The 18,339-nt window shown below is 64.3% G+C and carries 15 protein-coding genes; 10 read left to right on the top strand and 5 right to left on the bottom strand.

Annotation, left to right across the window (positions count from 1 at the left end; genetic code table 11):
* The first annotated feature begins 515 nt into the window (after positions 1-515).
* The 3 genes from hydA to preA all read left to right on the top strand — a co-directional run bounded on the left by hydA (position 516) and on the right by preA (position 5,023).
* Positions 516-1,955, top strand: coding sequence for a dihydropyrimidinase (gene hydA, locus PST29_RS13060; protein WP_060843317.1), 1,440 nt, complete (start codon positions 516-518; stop codon positions 1,953-1,955).
* Between the two features lie 410 nt (positions 1,956-2,365).
* Positions 2,366-3,733, top strand: coding sequence for an NAD(P)-dependent oxidoreductase (locus PST29_RS13055; protein WP_060845110.1), 1,368 nt, complete (start codon positions 2,366-2,368; stop codon positions 3,731-3,733).
* Positions 3,734-5,023 carry an NAD-dependent dihydropyrimidine dehydrogenase subunit PreA gene (gene preA / locus PST29_RS13050; protein WP_060838858.1) on the top strand — a complete coding sequence of 430 codons (1,290 nt, stop codon included), beginning with the start codon at positions 3,734-3,736 and terminating at the stop codon, positions 5,021-5,023.
* A gap of 66 nt (positions 5,024-5,089) precedes the next feature.
* Here preA and PST29_RS13045 read toward each other — a convergent pair whose 3' ends face one another.
* A complete protein-coding gene (locus PST29_RS13045; RefSeq protein ID WP_060843316.1) occupies positions 5,090-5,710 on the bottom strand; it encodes a TetR/AcrR family transcriptional regulator in 621 nt (206 codons plus the stop codon).
* A 264-nt stretch (positions 5,711-5,974) separates the two neighbouring features.
* On the opposite strand from PST29_RS13045, the gene PST29_RS13040 reads away from it, so the two are divergent.
* From PST29_RS13040 to copD, 3 genes are read left to right on the top strand one after another with little or no spacing between them, the layout of a single operon-like run.
* Positions 5,975-6,409, top strand: a complete 435-nt coding sequence (locus PST29_RS13040) for a GNAT family N-acetyltransferase (protein ID WP_060843315.1) — start codon at positions 5,975-5,977, stop codon at positions 6,407-6,409.
* 31 nt (positions 6,410-6,440) lie between these two features.
* Positions 6,441-6,809, top strand: coding sequence for a copper homeostasis periplasmic binding protein CopC (gene copC, locus PST29_RS13035; protein WP_060843314.1), 369 nt, complete (start codon positions 6,441-6,443; stop codon positions 6,807-6,809).
* A 3-nt stretch (positions 6,810-6,812) separates the two neighbouring features.
* The gene (copD, locus tag PST29_RS13030; RefSeq protein WP_060843313.1) at positions 6,813-7,688 is read left to right on the top strand and encodes a copper homeostasis membrane protein CopD; all 876 of its coding nucleotides are present in this window, start codon (positions 6,813-6,815) and stop codon (positions 7,686-7,688) included.
* A 185-nt stretch (positions 7,689-7,873) separates the two neighbouring features.
* Here copD and PST29_RS13025 read toward each other — a convergent pair whose 3' ends face one another.
* A complete protein-coding gene (locus PST29_RS13025; protein ID WP_060843312.1) occupies positions 7,874-9,004 on the bottom strand; it encodes an HlyD family secretion protein in 1,131 nt (376 codons plus the stop codon).
* On the bottom strand, positions 9,001-10,656 hold the full coding sequence (locus PST29_RS13020) for an MFS transporter (protein WP_060843311.1): 1,656 nt from the start codon (positions 10,654-10,656) through the stop codon (positions 9,001-9,003). The genes PST29_RS13025 and PST29_RS13020 overlap by 4 nt, the downstream gene beginning before the upstream one ends.
* 238 nt (positions 10,657-10,894) lie before the next feature.
* Between PST29_RS13020 and dapF the strand changes: the two genes are divergently transcribed.
* Positions 10,895-11,689: a diaminopimelate epimerase gene (gene dapF / locus PST29_RS13015; RefSeq protein ID WP_060845109.1), complete on the top strand. Its 795-nt coding sequence runs from the start codon at positions 10,895-10,897 to the stop codon at positions 11,687-11,689.
* 6 nt (positions 11,690-11,695) lie between these two features.
* Here dapF and PST29_RS13010 read toward each other — a convergent pair whose 3' ends face one another.
* A complete protein-coding gene (locus PST29_RS13010; RefSeq protein WP_060843310.1) occupies positions 11,696-13,180 on the bottom strand; it encodes a DASS family sodium-coupled anion symporter in 1,485 nt (494 codons plus the stop codon).
* A 147-nt stretch (positions 13,181-13,327) separates the two neighbouring features.
* Here PST29_RS13010 and PST29_RS13005 point away from each other — a divergent pair, with 147 nt between their 5' ends.
* On the top strand, positions 13,328-15,085 hold the full coding sequence (locus PST29_RS13005; RefSeq protein WP_442966402.1) for a methyl-accepting chemotaxis protein: 1,758 nt from the start codon (positions 13,328-13,330) through the stop codon (positions 15,083-15,085).
* Positions 15,086-15,205: 120 nt separating this feature from the next.
* Positions 15,206-16,414 (top strand): HD-GYP domain-containing protein, encoded by a 1,209-nt coding sequence (locus tag PST29_RS13000; RefSeq protein WP_060843308.1) that lies wholly within the window; start codon positions 15,206-15,208, stop codon positions 16,412-16,414.
* A gap of 3 nt (positions 16,415-16,417) precedes the next feature.
* Here the strand turns inward: PST29_RS13000 and bkdR are convergent, their stop codons facing one another.
* Positions 16,418-16,906 carry a Bkd operon transcriptional regulator BkdR gene (gene bkdR, locus PST29_RS12995; protein ID WP_060838848.1) on the bottom strand — a complete coding sequence of 163 codons (489 nt, stop codon included), beginning with the start codon at positions 16,904-16,906 and terminating at the stop codon, positions 16,418-16,420.
* A gap of 196 nt (positions 16,907-17,102) precedes the next feature.
* On the opposite strand from bkdR, the gene PST29_RS12990 reads away from it, so the two are divergent.
* On the top strand, positions 17,103-18,338 hold the full coding sequence (locus tag PST29_RS12990) for a 3-methyl-2-oxobutanoate dehydrogenase (2-methylpropanoyl-transferring) subunit alpha (protein ID WP_060838847.1): 1,236 nt from the start codon (positions 17,103-17,105) through the stop codon (positions 18,336-18,338).
* The last annotated feature ends 1 nt before the right edge of the window (position 18,339 follow it).

Here is an 18,339-nt window from a genome sequence, read left to right as displayed (position 1 = left end):
GCGATCTGCGGCGGCACTCAATAACGATGCCAACTACTGCCGGGTACGCGACTGCACAGTGTGCGGAATCCATGTAAACAACTGATGTGATTCAGTTTTATTCAGTCAACTTTGAAGCCTTCGGTTAGTTGCCGGTTCACTCAGGCCGGGTGTTTGGCAAGTTGTCCGTTCGATCAGGTCCCAAAGCGGTGCACGTTTATTTTCTTAGTTGTCTTCTGCTCTTCGCAGCGCCTCCTCAAACGGCTGATTTGACATAGGAAATCTCGACTATTTTTCGATCCTGTCAAGTGCGTCAAAATGGTGATGGCGCGCACCATTTTGCGGATTTTGATTTTTATTCGTTTATTTTCAATGAGTTATAACGAATATAAGCTTATAAAAAATAATCTTGCTGTTTCTTTGAACTGCGACTAGCTTCTAATCCTGACACCGCTGACAGGATTGTTAAGTTATCAGCGCGTTCAATAAAAAAGTTAGAACCGGCACCAGCCGGTCATGCCTGCGAGGAACTCGGAATGTCTCTGTTGATCCGTGGCGCCACCGTTATTACCCATGATGAAAGTTACAAGGCCGATGTGTTCTGCGCAGACGGCGTGATTCGCGCCATCGGTCAAAATCTGGATATTCCCGCCGGCTGTGAAGTACTCGACGGCAGCGGCCAATACCTGATGCCCGGCGGCATCGACCCCCATACCCACATGCAACTGCCCTTCATGGGCACCGTGGCCAGCGAAGACTTCTTCAGCGGCACCGCGGCGGGTCTTGCAGGCGGCACCACCTCGATCATCGACTTCGTGATTCCCAACCCCCAGCAGTCGCTGCTGGAGGCCTTCCACCAGTGGCGCGGCTGGGCCGAGAAATCCGCCAGCGACTACGGCTTCCACGTGGCCATCACCTGGTGGAGCGAACAGGTGCGCGAGGAAATGGCCGAGCTGGTGCAGCATCACGGCATCAACAGCTTCAAGCACTTCATGGCCTACAAGAACGCCATCATGGCCGCCGACGACACCCTGGTGGCCAGCTTCGAGCGCTGCCTGGAGCTGGGGGCGGTGCCCACGGTACACGCGGAAAACGGCGAGCTGGTGTACCACCTGCAGCGCAAGCTGCTGGCCCAGGGCATCACCGGGCCGGAAGCCCACCCGCTGTCACGGCCCTCGCAGGTGGAAGGTGAAGCCGCCAGCCGGGCGATCCGTATCGCCGAGACCCTGGGCACGCCGCTGTACCTGGTGCACGTCTCGACCAAAGAGGCGCTGGACGAAATCACCTACGCCCGCAGCAAGGGCCAACCGGTCTACGGTGAAGTGCTGGCCGGCCACCTGCTGCTGGACGACAGCGTGTACCGCGACCCGGACTGGCAGACCGCCGCCGGTTACGTGATGAGCCCCCCCTTCCGCCCTCGTGGCCACCAGGAAGCGCTGTGGCACGGCCTGCAGTCGGGCAACCTGCACACAACCGCCACCGACCACTGCTGCTTCTGCGCCGAGCAGAAAGCCGCCGGCCGCGACGACTTCAGCAAGATCCCCAACGGCACCGCCGGCATCGAGGACCGCATGGCCGTGCTCTGGGATGAGGGGGTGAATACCGGGCGCCTGTCGATGCAGGAGTTTGTGGCCCTGACCTCCACCCACACCGCGAAGATCTTCAACCTCTACCCGCGCAAGGGCGCGATCCGCGTCGGTGCCGATGCCGACCTGGTGCTCTGGGACCCCAACGGCAGCCGCACCATCTCCGCCAAGACCCACCACCAGCAGGTGGACTTCAACATCTTTGAAGGCAAGACCGTGCGCGGCGTGCCCAGCCACACCATCAGCCAGGGCAAGCTGGTCTGGGCCGACGGCGACCTGCGAGCCGAACGCGGCGCCGGGCGCTACATCGAACGCCCGGCCTACCCGGCGGTGTTCGACCTGTTGAGCAAACGCGCCGAGCGGCACAAACCGACCGCCGTCAAACGCTGACCCCGGAATGCCCCAATGCAATCCACGCTCTGTGTAGCCGCTGCCGCAGGCTGCGAACGAGCGGCACGCTCGCGGCGTTCTTGAGGCCAATAGAGGGTTGGCGGGAGATCGCCAGGCAAGGCCCTACGGGCCTTTTCGCAGCCTCGCAGGCTCGGCAGCGGCTACAGGGATTGCAGGGATCGGAGGGCTTCGTGTAGCCGCTGCCGCAGGCTGCGAACGAGCGGTACGCTCGCGGCGTTCTTGAGGCCAATAGAGGATTGGCGGGAGATCGCCAGGCAAGGCCCTGCGGGCCTTTTCGCAGCCTCGCAGGCTCGGCAGCGGCTACAAGACAGCAGGACGGCAGGACAGCTAGCAGTTTCGTGAACACCCATGCCCGTCAGAGGCAGATGAAAAACCGTGAGGCCAAAACCGTGATCAAGACCTTGAACCACTTGCCCCACCCGACCCTGGACGGCGCCACCCTCGCCGGTCATTTCAGCGATCTGGCGCCACCGCTCAACGCCCGCCAGGCCCATCTGGAAGCCTCGCGCTGCCTGTATTGCTACGACGCGCCCTGCGTCAACGCCTGCCCCAGCGAGATCGACATTCCTTCGTTCATCCGCAATATCCACACCGACAACGTCCAGGGCGCGGCGCAGAAGATTCTCTCGGCCAATATCCTCGGCGGCAGTTGCGCCCGGGTCTGCCCCACCGAGATCCTCTGCCAGCAGGCCTGCGTGCGCAACAACGCCCAGGAATGCGCGCCGGTGCTGATCGGCCTGCTGCAGCGCTATGCCCTGGACAACGCGCACTTCACCGAGCACCCGTTCCAGCGCGCCGCGCCCACCGGCAAGCGCATCGCCGTGGTCGGCGCCGGCCCGGCGGGCTTGTCCTGCGCCCACCGCTGCGCCCTGCACGGTCATGAGGTGGTGGTGTTCGAAGCCCGGGAAAAAGCCGGTGGCCTCAACGAATACGGGATCGCCAAGTACAAGCTGGTGGATGACTTCGCTCAGCAGGAGCTGGAGTTCCTGCTGGGCATTGGCGGCATCGAGATCCGCCACGGGCACAAACTCGGCGACAACCTGAGCCTGACCCAACTGCATCAGGAGTTCGATGCGGTGTTCCTCGGCCTCGGGCTGGCCGCCAGCAAGCAGCTGGGGCTGGAGCATGAAGACGCCCCCGGGCTGCTGGCCGCCACCGACTACATCCGCGAGCTGCGCCAGGCCGACGACCTCGGCCAACTGCCCCTGGCCGACCGCTGCATCGTCCTCGGCGCCGGCAACACCGCCATCGACATGGCGGTGCAAATGGCCCGCCTCGGCGCCCGGGACGTCAACCTGGTGTACCGCCGGGGCGTCGAGGACATGGGCGCCACCGGGCACGAGCAGGAGATCGCCAAGGCCAATCAGGTGCGCCTGCTGACCTGGGCCGCACCGCAACAGGTGCTGCTGGATGATCAGGGCCGGGTGCGCGGCATGCGCTTCGCTCGCACCCGAATGCTGGAGGGACGTTTGCAGAACACCGGCGAAACCTTCGAGCTGGCAGCCGACGCGATCTTCAAGGCCATCGGCCAGTCGTTCGACGAGGGCGCCCTGGCCGATCCACTGGCGCGGGAACTGCAGCGTTGCGGGGAACGTATCCAGGTGGACGAACAGCTGCGCACCAGCATTCCCGGGGTCTACGCCGGTGGCGATTGCGTCAGCCTCGGCCAGGACCTGACCGTGCAGGCGGTACAACACGGCAAGCTGGCCGCAGAAGCCATGCATGCCCAACTCATGCTCAATGTGGAGGCTGCGTAAATGGCCGATCTATCGATTGTCTTTGCCGGTATCAAGGCGCCCAACCCGTTCTGGCTGGCCTCCGCACCGCCCACCGACAAGGCCTACAACGTGGTCCGTGCCTTCGAGGCCGGCTGGGGCGGTGTGGTCTGGAAAACCCTGGGCGAGGACCCGGCGGCGGTCAACGTATCGTCGCGTTATTCCGCGCATTTCGGACCGAACCGCGAGGTCATGGGCATCAACAACATCGAGCTGATCACCGACCGCTCCCTGGAGATCAACCTCAAGGAAATCACCCAGGTGAAGAAGGACTGGCCGGATCGCGCCTTGATCGTGTCGCTGATGGTGCCCTGCGTCGAGGAATCCTGGAAAGCCATCCTGCCCCTGGTGGAAGCCACCGGCGCCGACGGCATCGAGCTGAACTTCGGCTGCCCCCACGGCATGCCGGAACGCGGCATGGGCGCGGCGGTGGGCCAGGTGCCGGAGTACGTCGAGCAGGTGACCCGCTGGTGCAAGACCTACTGCTCGCTGCCGGTGATCGTCAAGCTGACGCCCAACATCACCGACATCCGCATGGCCGCCCGCGCCGCCCATCGCGGCGGAGCGGATGCGGTGTCGCTGATCAACACCATCAACTCCATCACCAGCGTCGACCTGGAGCGCATGGTGGCCCACCCGATGGTTGGCAGCCAGAGCACCCACGGCGGCTACTGCGGCTCGGCGGTCAAGCCGATTGCCCTGAACATGGTGGCCGAGATTGCCCGTGACCCGCAGACCCGCGGCCTGCCGATCTGCGGCATTGGCGGCATCGGCAGCTGGCGCGATGCGGCGGAGTTCGTGGCCCTGGGCTGCGGCGCGGTGCAGGTGTGTACAGCGGCGATGCTGCATGGCTTTCGCATCGTCGACGAGATGAAGGACGGCCTGTCGCGGTGGATGGACAGCCAGGGCTACCACAGCCTGCAGGACTTCTCCGGGCGCGCGGTGGGCAACACCACCGACTGGAAGTACCTGGACATCAACTATCAGGTGATCGCAAAAATTGACCAGGAAGCATGCATCGGTTGCGGCCGTTGCCATATCGCCTGCGAAGACACCTCACACCAGGCAATTGCCAGCATCCGCCAGGCCGACGGCACCCACACCTATCAAGTGATCGACGACGAATGTGTGGGCTGCAACCTGTGCCAGATCACCTGCCCGGTGCAGGACTGCATCGAAATGGTGCCCCAGGACACCGGCAAACCCTTCCTCGACTGGCAGCACGACCCGCGCAATCCCTATGGAGAAGCAGCTGCAAGCGGCAAGTTTTAAGCCGCAAGTCGCAAGCTTCAAGCTCCTGGCTTGAAGCTTGCCTCTGCTTGCAGCTTGCAGCTGCTTCTATGGTTCGAGGCCAATGCCGCGCAGGATGACGCTGGTGACGGTCTGTACCGCGCGTTCGAATTGCAGGTCCGACAGCGGCTGGTGGTCGTTGAGGATCATCACCTGGTGGTCGAAGTCGGCGTAATGCTGGGTCGAGGCCCAGATCATGTACAGCAGGCTCGACGGTTCCACGGGCATGATTCGTCCAGCCTCGACCCATTGGCGGATCTTGGCTTCCTTCATCTTCGCCCAGTCGTACAGGCTGGCATCCAGCGCCGCGCCCAGGGTCGGCGCGCCATGGATGATTTCGTTGGCCCAGACCTTGGAGCCATAGGGCCGGCTGCGCGAGTGCTGCATCTTGGCGCGGATGTAGCTGCTGAGCACCACCCGCGGGTCGTCGAACATCTCGAAGCACAGGGCGTCCTGTTTCCACACGTCCAGCAGGTCCATGAGCACGGCGCTGTACAGCTCGTTCTTGGTGCTGAAGTAGTAATGCAGGTTGGAACGCGGCAGTTGCACTTCTTCGGCGATGTCGGCCATGGCGGTCCCGGCATAGCCTTTTTCAGCGAAGATTTTCTCGGCCGCCAGGAGTATCTTTTCCACGTTGCTACGACGAATCTCGATCTTGTGATTGCCCATGAGGGCTCCTACGAAAACTGTCTGCGGCAAGACTAGCATTCGCCCGGGTCTTGCGGGGGCTGTCAGGGCCGCGACATTGCGCGCCGCCGATGGGTCTTTCGCCGCCCGGCCGGATTGAGTAGGATCGGCCTCCCGCTCATTTGCAGCAGCCACTGCGGTGCTCCGTCCAGGCGTTAACTCGCGACACGGGCATACAGGTCTCTGCCCGAATGCCGGCCCTGCCCCACCGCCGGCCATCTGTCCTGTTACTGATGGAACACACTCATGACGATTCGCCCTCGCGTCGCTGCGGACGACGCCCTGCTGACCGCGCTCTGGGAGCGTTCGGTACGCGCCACCCATGACTTCATTGCTGAAGACGACATCCAGCGCCTGTACCCGCTGGTACGCGACAGCTACCTGCCGGCCCTTGAGACCTGGGTCTTCGAAAACCCCGACACCAGCCCCGCAGGCTTTATCGCCACCAGCGACAACACCGTACAGATGCTGTTCATCGAACCGGCCCAACGCGGCCAGGGCATCGGTCGAACGCTTCTGGATCACGTTCGCCGTCCCGGCCTCAAGGTCGACGTCAATGAACAGAACCCACCGGCCCACGGTTTCTATCGTCACTACGGCTTCGTCGACTGCGGCCGCTCGGAAACCGATGGCGAAGGCCGGCCTTTTCCGATCATCCATATGCAGCTGCAAGCTCGTTGAGCGGCTGCCCTTTCTTCAAGGTAACCCTGTTATGTCCCTGAAAAACCTGTTCACCACCACCGCCCTGCTCGCCTCCCTGCTGGGCGCCTCCTCAGTATTCGCCCACGCCCATCTGAAAAGCTCGAACCCGGCGGCCGACAGCAGCGTGGTTGCGCCCAACGAACTGCGCCTGGTGTTCACCGAAGGCGTGGAAGCGGCCTTCACTCAAGTGACGATCAGCAAGGACGGTGCCCCCCTCGAAGTGAAAAGCCTGGCCACCGAAGGTGCGGACAAGAAGACCCTGGTGGTCACTCCGGCCGCCACGCCGCTGCGCGCTGGCGAGTACAAGGTGGAGTGGCACGCGGTGTCGGTGGACACCCACAAGAGCGAAGGCAGCTACAGCTTCAAGGTGAGCCCGTAAGCCGTGGCGTCATGGCTGGTGCTGTGCCGCTTCGTGCACTTTGCGGTAGTACTGACCCTGGTGGGGGCCTGGGTGTTTCGCCCGCTGTTGCTGGGCCGTGATTCAGCGCAGAACGGCCATGGCGCCGTGCATCGACAGCTCGATCGGCTCAGCCGCTGGCTGACGCTGATCGGCCTTTGCAGCGGCCTGTGCTGGCTGTTGCTGATCACCGCCAGCATGGCCGGCTCCTGGTCGGCGGCGCTGGACCCGGCGACCGTGCAATTGGTGCTGGGCAAGACCTTCTTCGGTCAGGTCTGGACCTGGCACCTGCTGCTCAATCTGCTGTTGCTGGGGCTGCTACTGACGCCGCTGGGTCGGCGCCTGCCGCTGCAACTGGGGCTCGGTGCCCTGCTCCTGGCCACCCTGGCTCCGGTGGGTCACGGCGCCATGCTCGATGGGCTGCAGGGGCAGATGCTGATCCTCAATCAGATCGTGCATTTAAGCTGTGTCGCCATCTGGTTGGGGGGCTTGCTGGTGTTGTTGCTGGTGTTGCGGCAACCCACGGGGCTGTCTGTCGAGCCCTTGTTGAAGCGCTTCAGCGGCGTGGGTTACGGGTTGGTCAGCGGCTTGCTGATCACCGGCCTGATCAACGTGCGGGTGCTCACCGGACAGTGGTGGCCGACGCCATTGTTCAGCGGCTTTGCCCTGATCCTGCTGATCAAGGTGCTGCTGGTGGCGGGCATGCTCGGGCTGGCGCTGTTCAATCGCCTGCGCATCCGCGGCTGCGACCAGCGCCTGTCGAGCCTGCGCAGCAGCGTGCTGGTGGAGTGGCTGCTGGGTGTGGCGGCGGTGGCCGCCGTTTCGTTACTGGGCACCTTGCCGCCGATGCAGGCGGCATGACCTCCCGCGCACCGCGCCTCTGTAGCCGCTGCCGCAGGCGGCGAAAAGGTCCGCAGGACCTTCAGCGATCTCAAGGCCTCCCCCTCCTGGTCTGGAGCATTGCGGTGGAGCGCCATCCTTGGCGCCTGCTGCGCAGCCGGTCGCAGCCTGCGGCAGCGGCTACAGAGGATCCGCGGCAAGAGGGGTCAAGGCGTGACGGAGGTGTCGATGCTGACCACCACCGATAACCCCGGCCGCAACCGCTCCAACTCCGGCTGATCCGGGTCGACGCTGATGCGCACCGGGACGCGCTGGGCAATCTTGACGAAGTTGCCGGTGGCGTTGTCGGCCTGCAACAAGGCGAATTCGGAACCGGTGGCCGGGGAAATCCGCTGCACCTTGCCGGTGAATCTGCGGTGGTTCAGGGCGTCCACGGTGAAGCTCACCGGCTGCCCGACCCGGACGTTGTCCATCTGGGTTTCCTTCATGTTGGCAATCACCCACAACTGGTTCGGCACCAGGGCCATCAGTTGCGCGCCGGAGTTGACGTAGGCCCCCAGGCGCACGCCGATCTGCCCCAGCTGGCCATCCCGCGGGGCGAGGATGCGGGTGTTGGACAGGTCGATGCGCGCCAGTTCCACCGCGGCCTCGGCGCTGGCCACCGCCGCTTCCAGGGAGCCGCGGTTGACGATCACGCTCTGCAGGTCCTGGCGGGCGATGTCCAGTTGCGCCTGGGCCTGGGCCACGGCGGCCTGGGTCTGGGCATTGGCCGCGCGGGTCACGTCCAGCTCACGCTGGGACACCGAACCGTCGGCAATCAGCGCCTGGTTGCGTTGCAGGTCGGCCGTGCTCTTGCGCGCCTGGGCCTGGCTGTCGACCAGGGCGGCCTGGCGCAGCTTGATCGTGGCTTCGGCGCTGTTGCGTTGCTGCAGGGCGTTGGCCAGGGCGGCCTTCTGCACCGCCAGTTGCGCCAGGGACTGATCCAGGCGCTGGCGGTAGATGCGGTCGTCGAGACGCACCAGCAGGTCGCCGGCCTTGACCTGCTGGAAGTCCTGCACCGGCACTTCGAACACATAACCGCTGAGCTGCGGGCCGATGATGGTCACCTGCCCCCGCACCAGGGCGTTCTCGGTGCTTTCGATGGCGCTGGAGAACGGCGGCAGCTGCCAGGCGTAGAGCATGATCAGCACGCCGACGATGGCAATGGCGGCAAAGCCCAGGGACGAGAGGACGCGCACCGCCAGCGGGCGCGGCTCGGTGGCGGGCATGCTCGGCGGGCCGCCGGACTCCGGAGTCGAGGCGATGGCGTTGGTGGTGGGGTTGACAGTTTCGCTCATGAACTTGGGGCACCACTTTGTTGAACGGGAGCCGTGGGCGCGACCACTCGGGTCGTGCTCATCAGCCACAGGCTGCGGATGAAGATCCAGAGCATGGTCAGCACGGCAATCACCGCGATCAGCATGAATACATCGTTATAGGCCAGCACGTTGGCCTCGCGGGTAGCGGCGCTGGCCAGGCTGCGAATGCCTTGCAGGGTGCGCAGGTCCGGGTCGGCGATGACCTTGCCGTAGGCCACGCCGCCGCTCTGCACCCGGGCCAGGACCTGGGGATCGAGCAGGGTCAACTGCTCGACGATATGGCTGGAATGGTACTTCTCGCGCACGATCTGGAAGGTCCCGAGCAAGGCCGAGCCGATCAGCCCGCCGAGGTTCTGGCAGATGCCGAACAGCACCGAGAAACTCACCAGGTTGCGCGGATTGGTCAGCACGTTGCGGGTGCCCAGGACCATGGTCGGGCCGAGAAAGAAGGTGCCGCCGAAGGCCAGCAGGAACTGGCTCAGGTACATGTTGGCCGGGCGCGTGAGGTTGCTGGAGAAGCTGTCCATCACCGAGCCCACGGCCATCAGCGCCAGGGAAATCACCAGCGGCATCAGCAGGTGCGCCGGGTTGATGGTCAGGGCGCTGGTGGCCAGCCCGGCGACGCTGCCCAGCAGCATCACCCCGTAGAGCAGGCGCATCTGCTCGCTGCTCATGTTCAGCGCCTGGAGAAAACCCACGGCGCCGGTGGACTGCTCGGACAACACCATGCGAATCAGGATCACCGCCAGCCCCAGGCGGATCATCGCCCCGCTGCCCAGCCAGCGGGTCATCAGCATCGGGTTGCTGCGGTTATGTTCGATGCACAGCCCGGCCAGGATCAGCACGATGGAGCCGGCGCTGGCGTAGCCGATCCACGGCGCTTCCAGCCACCAGTCGATGCGCCCCAGCGATAGCACCGCGCACAGCAGGGCAACGCCTGTGGCCAGCAAAGCGAAGGTCAGGAAGTCGAGTTTCTCGAAGGTGCGAAAACGATCCCCCGGCGGCAGCTTGAGCAGGAACACGCAGCCCAGGGAGGTCAGCGCCAGGCCCAGTTCGAACAGGTACAGGCCGCGCCATTCGGCGATCTGCAGCAGGTCCTCGGAAAACAGCCGGGCCAGGGGCAAGGCCAGCTGCGAAGTGCCGAGCCCCAGCACCAGGGCCTTGAGCCGCCATTTCGCCGGAAAGGCCTGGACCATGTAGTACAGGCCCAGGGAACTGAGCGCCGCGCCGACCATGCCGTGGGCCGCGCGCACGGCGATGGCCGAACTCAGGTCGTTGACGAACAGGTGGCCGAAGGTCACCAGGGCGTAGAGCACCAGGAACACTTCGGTGAAGGCACGCAGGCCGAACTGCTGGCGAAACTTCACCAGCAGTAGGTTCATCGACACGTTGGTCATCACGTAGGCGGCCGGCAGCCAGGCCATTTCCGCGGTGGTCGCCCCCAGCGCCCCTTGCAGGTACGGCAGGTTGGCGATCACCAGCGAGTTGCCCAGGCCGCCGGTAATCGCCACCAGCAAACCCACCAGGGCGTAGGCCAGGCGCTTGTGGCGGGGGTGCAGCGGTGTCGAGGGCGAGCCGGGCAGGCTGGGCTTTTCGTGGGGCTGCCAGTTGCGCGGGGCGTAGTGATCCATGCCGTGACCTTGTGCTGTGCCGAGCGCTGTTGCAGCGCCGGACGATGTTCCCGGTGGTCCGGCAGTGTGCCGGAAAATCCCGCGATCCAGGCAGCAGCGCTGCCCGCCGGATGAATTTTATTTTATGGCGCTGGCGCCGGTGGTCTTTTTTCGCAATCCTGCACTCGCCGGCGCCGCTCCAACCTGGCGCCGCCTGCCCTCGCCCACCGGAGCCCGCATGCCGCTGAACCTTCTCAACATGCCGCTGAACTTTCTCAAGATGCACGCCAATGGCGACGACTTCGTGCTGATCGATGCCCGTGGCCGCGACAACCCGATCAGCGCCGAACGGGCCCGGGCCCTGGGGGATCGTCGGCGCGGCATCGGTTTCAATCAATTGGTGGTGCTCGGCGATTGCCAGGAGAGCGCGGCGCAACTGACCTTCTTCAACGCCGATGGTTCCAGCCTGGCTACCTGCGGCAGCGCGACTCGCGGCGCCGCCGACCTGCTGCTGAACGAAAGCGGTGCCACCTCGGTACAGGTGAAAACCGCCCGCGGCCTGCAACACTGCCTGCGCCTTGAGGATCAGTCGGTGTCCGTGGAGATGGGCCTGCCCTCATTCGACTGGCAGGCCATCCCCCTGGCTCGGGAGCTGGACAGCCTGCACCTGCCGCTGCCGGGAACGCCGGCGGCGTGCAGCATGGGCAATCCCCATTGCAGTTTTTTCGTCGAGGATCTGCAACCGCTGGACCTGGCCACGCTGGGTCCAAGGATCGAGAGCGACCCGCTGTTTCCGCACAAGACCAATGTGCACTTCATCCAGGTGATCGACCGCCAGACCATCCGCCTGCGCATCTGGGAGCGCAACGGCGCCATCCCCCTGGGCTCCGGTTCCTGCTCCTGCGCCGCGGCGGTCAATGGCATCCGCCGTGGCTTGCTCGACAGCCCGGTGCGGGTACTGTGCGACGGTGGGCCGGTGACGGTGAGCTGGGACGGCCAGGGCAAGGTGCGCCTGGCCGGCAGTGTGACCCGGGTGTTCAGCGGGTCACTGTGAAGGGCTCTACATCCAGCCCAGCCATTTCCACCAGGTCAGGGCGAACACCAGCATCAGCAGGTAGCCGATCAGCGTCACCAGCAGCCCGACCTTGGCGAACTGCCGGGCATTGAAGGTCTCGGTACCCAGGCAGACCATGTTCTGCGGCGCGTTGATCGGCAGGATGAAGCCGTAGCTGACGACAAAGCCCAGGAGCATGGTCATGCCCAGGCGGCTGAACTCGCCCGGCAGGGTCTGCAGCACGGCGATCAGGATCGGCAGCAGCGCCGAAGTCAGTGCCGTGGCGCTGGCGAACCCCAGGTGAATGAGGATCAGGAACGCCGCGAGAATCGCGAACACCGCCAACGGCCCGACCTGGTCCAGCCCGGTATGGGCCACCACCTGCCCGCCCAGCCATTGCCCGGCCTGAGTGCTGAGCAACGCCGACCCCAGGCTGATGCCGACCCCGAAGACGATCACCGTGCCCCAGGGAATGCGCGACTGCACGTCCTTCCAGGTCATGATGCCGACTCGCGGCAACAGCAGGATCACCAGCCCGGCGTAGGTGGTGGTCGTGGTGTCGAAGGGGTGCAGCTTGCCTTCGGTGGACCAGGCCAAAAGCAGCAGCAGCGACACCGCCAGCAGGCGCTTCTGCGGCCCGGTCATGGGCCCGATGTCCACCAGGGACTGGGCCACCGCTTCCTTGCCGCCGGGGATGCTGTCGGTTTCCGGCGGCAGCAGTTTGAGCACCAGCCACAGCAGCACCAGGGACATGATCAGCGCCCAGGGCGCGCCGGCGATCAGCCAGTCGAGCCAGGCCACGCGCTGGCCGAGCATCTTGTCCATGAAGCCCACGGTCAGCAGGTTCTGCGCCGCGGCGGTCTGGATCCCGACGTTCCAAATGCTGGTGCCCTGGGCCACGACGATCATCAGCCCGGCGGCGATATTGGAGCGCTTGTCGACGCCGAACGCGGCAATCACCCCCATCATGATCGGCACCACGCAGGCACTGCGCGCCGTGGCGCTGGGCACCAGCAGGCTGAGGAGGATGGTCACGGCGATGGCGCCGAGGAGGATGCGTCGGGTGCTGGTGCCGACCCGGGTCAGGGTCACCAGGGCGATGCGCCGGTCGAGGCCGGTGTGGGTCATGGCCGCGGCAATGAACAAGGCGCCGGCCACCAGGGCCAGGGCCGAGTTGGAAAACCCGGTGAGGGCCAGGCTGATGGCCGCCGAGCTGCCATAGAGTTGGGTCGGGTCCTGCAGGGTCGGCGCGGTGCCGATCAGGAAGGCCATCAGCGCGGTGATCATGATGGCGCTGGCCTCGTAGGACACCGCCTCGCTGATCCATACCACCACGGCAAATGCCAGGATCGCCAGCATCCGCTGGCCGGCCACCGGCAGGTCGGCGGGCAACGGCAACAGCAGCACGGCGACCAGCGCCAGTACGCCGATCAACAGCCCGACGGGCAAGCGCGCCCGAGCCTCGGAGGTTTGACTGACAGGGGAGTTCATGTGCGGGGTATTCCTTCTCCGGTTGGGCCTGTGCAGCATGCCGGTTTCTGCGGCAAACGGCCTTGATAGAGGTCAAGTCGGGCGGCCCGCAAGCCCTCTAGACTGCCGCAAAGACGCCTGCACAAGCACCTCGCCCGCACTGATCGAATGCCTGAGAAAGCAAAAAAAAAGAAACACTCTCTTACATTTCTACAGATTTTTCACTTCAATGAGATCAGATTGGCATCAGGGCGACAGGGAGTCGAAGTATCAGTCGTATCACTCCAAAAAAGCAGGTGCCTTATGGTGACAAGAAACATGAAACTGACCTTGCGAGCGCTGCTCAGCTTCGGCTCGATCTGCGTTTTACTGGTAGGCCTGGGAGGGTTGTCCCTGTGGAAGATGGGACAGATCCATGATGCCGCGATCGATCTGCAAACCAACTGGCTGCCCAGCGTGCGACAAGCCACGCTGATCGAATCCAGCACCCTGCGCCTGCGTCTGGAAACGCTGCATTTCATCACCGAGAACAATGGCGAGAAAACCGCTTCGCGGGCACGTCTCGATGCCCTCAAGGACAACCTGAACCAGGCCATCAAGGACTATGCCGTGCTGGTTTCCAGCCCTCAGGAACAAGACATCTACGAGCGCGTGCGCAGTGGCGCCCAAGCCTATCTGGACAAGTTCGCGGTGCTGATGGAGAGCAGCAAGACCAGCTCTTCGGAGGAAGCGGTCAACTATGCCAACCAGGTCACGGTGCCCCTGGCCAACACCCTGCAGACCAGCATCGATGAGCTGATCAAGCTCAACGAACGTGGCGCCGCCCAATCAGGCACCGACGCCGGAGCCCAGTTCAGCACCGGGCTGACCGTGACCAGCGTGATCATCGTCCTGGCCATCGTGCTCACCGCCCTGATCGCCCTGTTCTTCACCCGCAGCATCATCCTGCCGGTGCAGACCCTGCTGGCGACCACGCGGAAAATCGCCGAGGGCGATCTGCGCACCCAGGTGGAAGTCAGCGGCCAGGACGAACTCACCGAGCTGCAGACCGCCACCCGGGCCATGCTCGACAGCCTGAAGTCGACCATCCGCCACATTGCCGATTCCTCCACTCAACTGGCCTCGGCCGCCGAGGAAATGAGCGCCATCACCCGCGAGTCCAACGCTGGTATCCAGCAACAGAGCATGGAGACCGAACAGGCCGCCACCGCAGTCAACGAGATGACCGCCGCCGTCGAGGAAGTGGCGCGCAACGCGGTGTCCGCCTCGCAATCGACCCAGGAATCCGAGCGCTCCGCCGGGCTGGGCAAGGAGCGGGTCGAGCAGACCATCCACTCCATCGAGAAGCTCACCGGCACGGTGGAAAACACCCGAGTGGAAATGGCCGGCCTGGCGCAACAGGCCCAGGACATCACCAAGGTCCTGGACGTGATCCGCGCCATTGCCGAGCAGACCAACCTGCTGGCCCTGAACGCCGCCATCGAGGCCGCCCGGGCCGGCGAGCAAGGCCGCGGCTTTGCCGTGGTGGCCGATGAAGTGCGCGCCCTGGCCCACCGCACCCAGCTTTCGACCCAGGAAATCGAGCAGATGATCCAGGGCATCCAGAGCGGGTCGAACAAAGCCATGCTGTCCATGCAACAGAGCAGCGAGGACGCCAGCCAGACCCTGGCCATCGCCCATGAAGCCGGCTCGGCCATCGGCCACATCACCCAGGCCATCAGCCACATCAACGAACGCAACCTGATGATCGCCACCGCCTCGGAGGAACAGGCCCAGGTGGCGCGCTCGGTGGATCAGAACCTGATGAGCATCCGCGACCTGTCGGTGCAGAGCTCGTCCGCCGCCAGCCAGACCTCCATCGCCAGCAGTGAACTGTCGAACCTGGCGATGGGTCTGAACAAGCTGGTGGCACGCTTCTCCCTGTGAGACGGGCCCAAGCCCGTATAGAAGTCAGGTAGAACAAGCGCTGGCGTGCTTCGCCGCTGATCGGTTCAGCAGGAACCTTTCAGCGGCGACCAGCCGGTGCCCTGAAATGGAGTGCTGGTCATGCTGAAACAAATCTCCATCCACCAGCTGCAAATGGGCATGTACATCCATCAATTCTGTGGTTCCTGGCTGGACCACTCGTTCTGGAAAGCCGGCTTCGTCCTCGACAGCCGTGACGACCTGCAACGCCTGCAACGCTCCAACCTGAGCAGCCTGTGGATCGACACCGCCAAGGGTCGCGACCTGCCCGAAGCCAGTTCGACGCCAGCGCCAGGCGCCCCGCCACTGCCATCGCTACAACCGGCCAGCACGAGCACACCCCGGGTGAGCATGGACGAGGAAGTCCAACGCGCGATCAAGCTCTGCGCCGAATCGCGCAAGGCGGTGATGGCGATGTTCCAGGAAGTGCGCATGGGCCAGGCCCTGGAGATGCAGCAAGCCGAGGAACTGGTGGTGCAGTTGGGCGAGTCGCTGCTGCGCCATCCCGATGCGCTGATCAGCCTGGCGCGCCTGAAGAGCGCCGATGACTACACCTACATGCATTCAGTGGCGGTGTGCGCGCTGATGCTGGCCACCGCCCGCCAGCTGGGCCTGTCGGAGGACTACATCCGCCTGGCGGGGATTGCCGGGCTGCTGCATGACGTGGGCAAGCTGACCATCCCCGACAGCATCCTCAACAAGCCGCAAAAACTCTCGGACAGCGAATTCGAACAGGTCAAGCTGCACCCCGAAGCCGGTGGCGCGATCCTGCGGCAAAGTCCTGACGTGGATGCGCTGGTGCTCGATGTGTGCCTGCATCACCACGAGAAAGCCGACGGCTCCGGCTATCCGCACCGGCTGGCGGGCAACCAGATCAGCCTGTTCGCGCAGATGGGCGCGGTGTGCGATGTGTACGACGCGGTGACCTCCAATCGCCCCTACAACCGAGGCTGGGACCCGGCCGAGGCGATCCAGCGCATGTCCACCTGGAAAGGCCACTTCGACCAGCGGGTGTTCCAGGCCTTCGTCAAGAGCGTGGGCATCTATCCGGTGGGCGCCCTGGTGCGCCTGGAAAGCGGACGCCTGGCGGTGGTGATCGAACAGAACCCCAAGTCGTTGCTCACGCCCAAGGTCCGGGTGTTCTTCTCCACCCGCTCCAACCTGCCCCTGGAGCAAAGCGTGGTCGACCTGGCCAAGGTCCAGGGCCAGGAGCGCATCCTGGCCCGCGAAGCCCCGCAAGACTGGGAGTTCAAGAACCTGGAGCGGCTCTGGAACCCGCTCCCGGCCTGAACCTCAGGTACCCAGGGTCAGGCCGTTGGCCGGCAGCGGCAGCGCGGTCTTGTAGCGCACCTGCTTGAGGGCGAAGCTGGAGCGGATGTTGGCCACCCCGGGCACCTTGGTCAGAAAGTCCATCATGAAGCGTTCCAGGGACTGGATGGTCGGCACCAGCACCCGGATCAGGTAATCCGGGTCGCCGGCCATCAGGTAGCACTCCATGACTTCCGGGCGATCGGCAATGGCCTCTTCGAAGTGCTGCAAGGCCTCCTCCACCTGCTTCTCCAGGCTGACGTGAATGAACACGTTGACGTGCAGCCCCAAGAGGTCGGCATCCAGCAGGGTCACCTGCTCGCGAATCAGTCCCAGCTCCTCCATGGCCTTGACCCGGTTGAAGCACGGCGTGGGCGAAAGATTCACCGAACGGGCCAGGTCGGCGTTGGTGATGCGGGCATTCTCCTGAAGACTGTTGAGAATGCCGATGTCGGTACGGTCCAGTTTACGCATGAGATAAAACAACCTTTTTTTTATGTTTATGCAGATTTTTTATCTGCAAATGATCTCAAGCGCAATGAAACAGAGATAAATATTCTCCTTCGCCCGGCCTATGATGTTTGTAGGACAAGATTTCTTTTACCCAGAGAATGACTGTCAGCTAGCGCGCCCAATTACAAGAAATCCACAAGATCGAGCGTAGAAAGCCATGACCACCGCGTATGAACCGCTACGCCTGCACGTTCCCGAACCCTCGGGCCGTCCCGGCTGCAAGACCGACTTCACCTACCTGCGTCTGAACGATGCCGGCCTGGCCCGCAAACCCCCTATCGATATCGAACCTGCCGAATGCGCCGACCTGGCCCGCGGCCTGATTCGCGTGCTCGACGACCAGGGCAACGCCCTGGGCGACTGGGCCGCGGACATGCCGCTGGAGATCCTGCGCAAGGGCATGCGCGCCATGCTCAAGACGCGGATCTTCGACAACCGCATGGTGGTCGCCCAACGGCAGAAGAAGATGTCCTTCTACATGCAGAGCCTGGGCGAGGAAGCCATTGGCAGCGCCCAGGCCCTGGCCCTGAACATCGACGACATGTGCTTCCCCACCTACCGCCAGCAGAGCATCCTGATGGCCCGGGAAGTGCCGCTGGTGGAAATGATCTGCCAACTGCTGTCCAACGAGCGCGATCCGCTCAAGGGGCGCCAGCTGCCGATCATGTACTCGGTGAAGGAATCCGGCTTTTTCACCATCTCCGGCAACCTGGCGACCCAGTTCGTGCAGGGCGTGGGCTGGGGCATGGCCTCGGCGATCAAGGGCGATACCAAGATCGCCTCGGCCTGGATCGGCGACGGCGCCACCGCCGAGTCGGACTTTCACACCGCCCTGACCTTCGCCCACGTGTACCGCGCGCCGGTGATCCTCAACGTGGTCAACAACCAGTGGGCCATCTCCACCTTCCAGGCGATTGCCGGCGGTGAAGCCACCACCTTCGCCGGACGCGGCGTGGGCTGCGGCATCGCCTCCCTGCGGGTCGACGGCAACGACTTCCTCGCGGTCTACGCCGCCTCGCGCTGGGCTGCCGAACGCGCCCGGCGCAACCTCGGGCCGACCCTGATCGAGTGGGTCACCTACCGCGCCGGCCCGCACTCCACCTCCGACGACCCGTCGAAATACCGTCCGGCCGACGACTGGAGCCACTTCCCCCTGGGCGACCCGATTGCCCGCCTCAAGCAGCACCTGATCAAGATCGGCCAGTGGTCCGAAGAGGAACACGCCGCGGTCAGCGCCGAGCTCGAAGCCCAGGTGATTGCCGCGCAGAAGGAAGCCGAGCAGTACGGCACCCTCGCCGGCGGCCAGATCCCCAGCGCCGCGACCATGTTCGAGGACGTCTACAAGGACATGCCCGAGCACCTGAAACGTCAACGCCAGGAACTGGGGGTCTGAC

The organism is Pseudomonas sp. St29, assembly GCF_001547915.1.
Lineage (GTDB): Bacteria > Pseudomonadota > Gammaproteobacteria > Pseudomonadales > Pseudomonadaceae > Aquipseudomonas.
The sequence above is the reverse complement of the archived record's forward strand: the minus strand, read 5'-3'. Positions and strand labels throughout refer to the sequence as shown.

Excerpts from the sequence above, each read along its gene's own strand:
- copC (WP_060843314.1), top strand. The coding sequence starts at position 6,441 with ATGTCCCTGAAAAACCTGTTCACCACCACCGCCCTGCTCGCCTCCCTG.
- PST29_RS13025 (WP_060843312.1), bottom strand. The coding sequence starts at position 9,004 with ATGAGCGAAACTGTCAACCCCACCACCAACGCCATCGCCTCGACTCCG.
- PST29_RS12990 (WP_060838847.1), top strand. The coding sequence starts at position 17,103 with ATGACCACCGCGTATGAACCGCTACGCCTGCACGTTCCCGAACCCTCG.
- PST29_RS13010 (WP_060843310.1), bottom strand. The coding sequence starts at position 13,180 with ATGAACTCCCCTGTCAGTCAAACCTCCGAGGCTCGGGCGCGCTTGCCC.
- PST29_RS13040 (WP_060843315.1), top strand. The coding sequence starts at position 5,975 with ATGACGATTCGCCCTCGCGTCGCTGCGGACGACGCCCTGCTGACCGCG.
- PST29_RS13020 (WP_060843311.1), bottom strand. The coding sequence starts at position 10,656 with ATGGATCACTACGCCCCGCGCAACTGGCAGCCCCACGAAAAGCCCAGC.
- dapF (WP_060845109.1), top strand. The coding sequence starts at position 10,895 with ATGCCGCTGAACTTTCTCAAGATGCACGCCAATGGCGACGACTTCGTG.
- bkdR (WP_060838848.1), bottom strand. The coding sequence starts at position 16,906 with ATGCGTAAACTGGACCGTACCGACATCGGCATTCTCAACAGTCTTCAG.
- PST29_RS13045 (WP_060843316.1), bottom strand. The coding sequence starts at position 5,710 with ATGGGCAATCACAAGATCGAGATTCGTCGTAGCAACGTGGAAAAGATA.
- preA (WP_060838858.1), top strand. The coding sequence starts at position 3,734 with ATGGCCGATCTATCGATTGTCTTTGCCGGTATCAAGGCGCCCAACCCG.
- hydA (WP_060843317.1), top strand. The coding sequence starts at position 516 with ATGTCTCTGTTGATCCGTGGCGCCACCGTTATTACCCATGATGAAAGT.
- PST29_RS13000 (WP_060843308.1), top strand. The coding sequence starts at position 15,206 with ATGCTGAAACAAATCTCCATCCACCAGCTGCAAATGGGCATGTACATC.
- PST29_RS13005 (WP_442966402.1), top strand. The coding sequence starts at position 13,328 with ATGCCTGAGAAAGCAAAAAAAAAGAAACACTCTCTTACATTTCTACAG.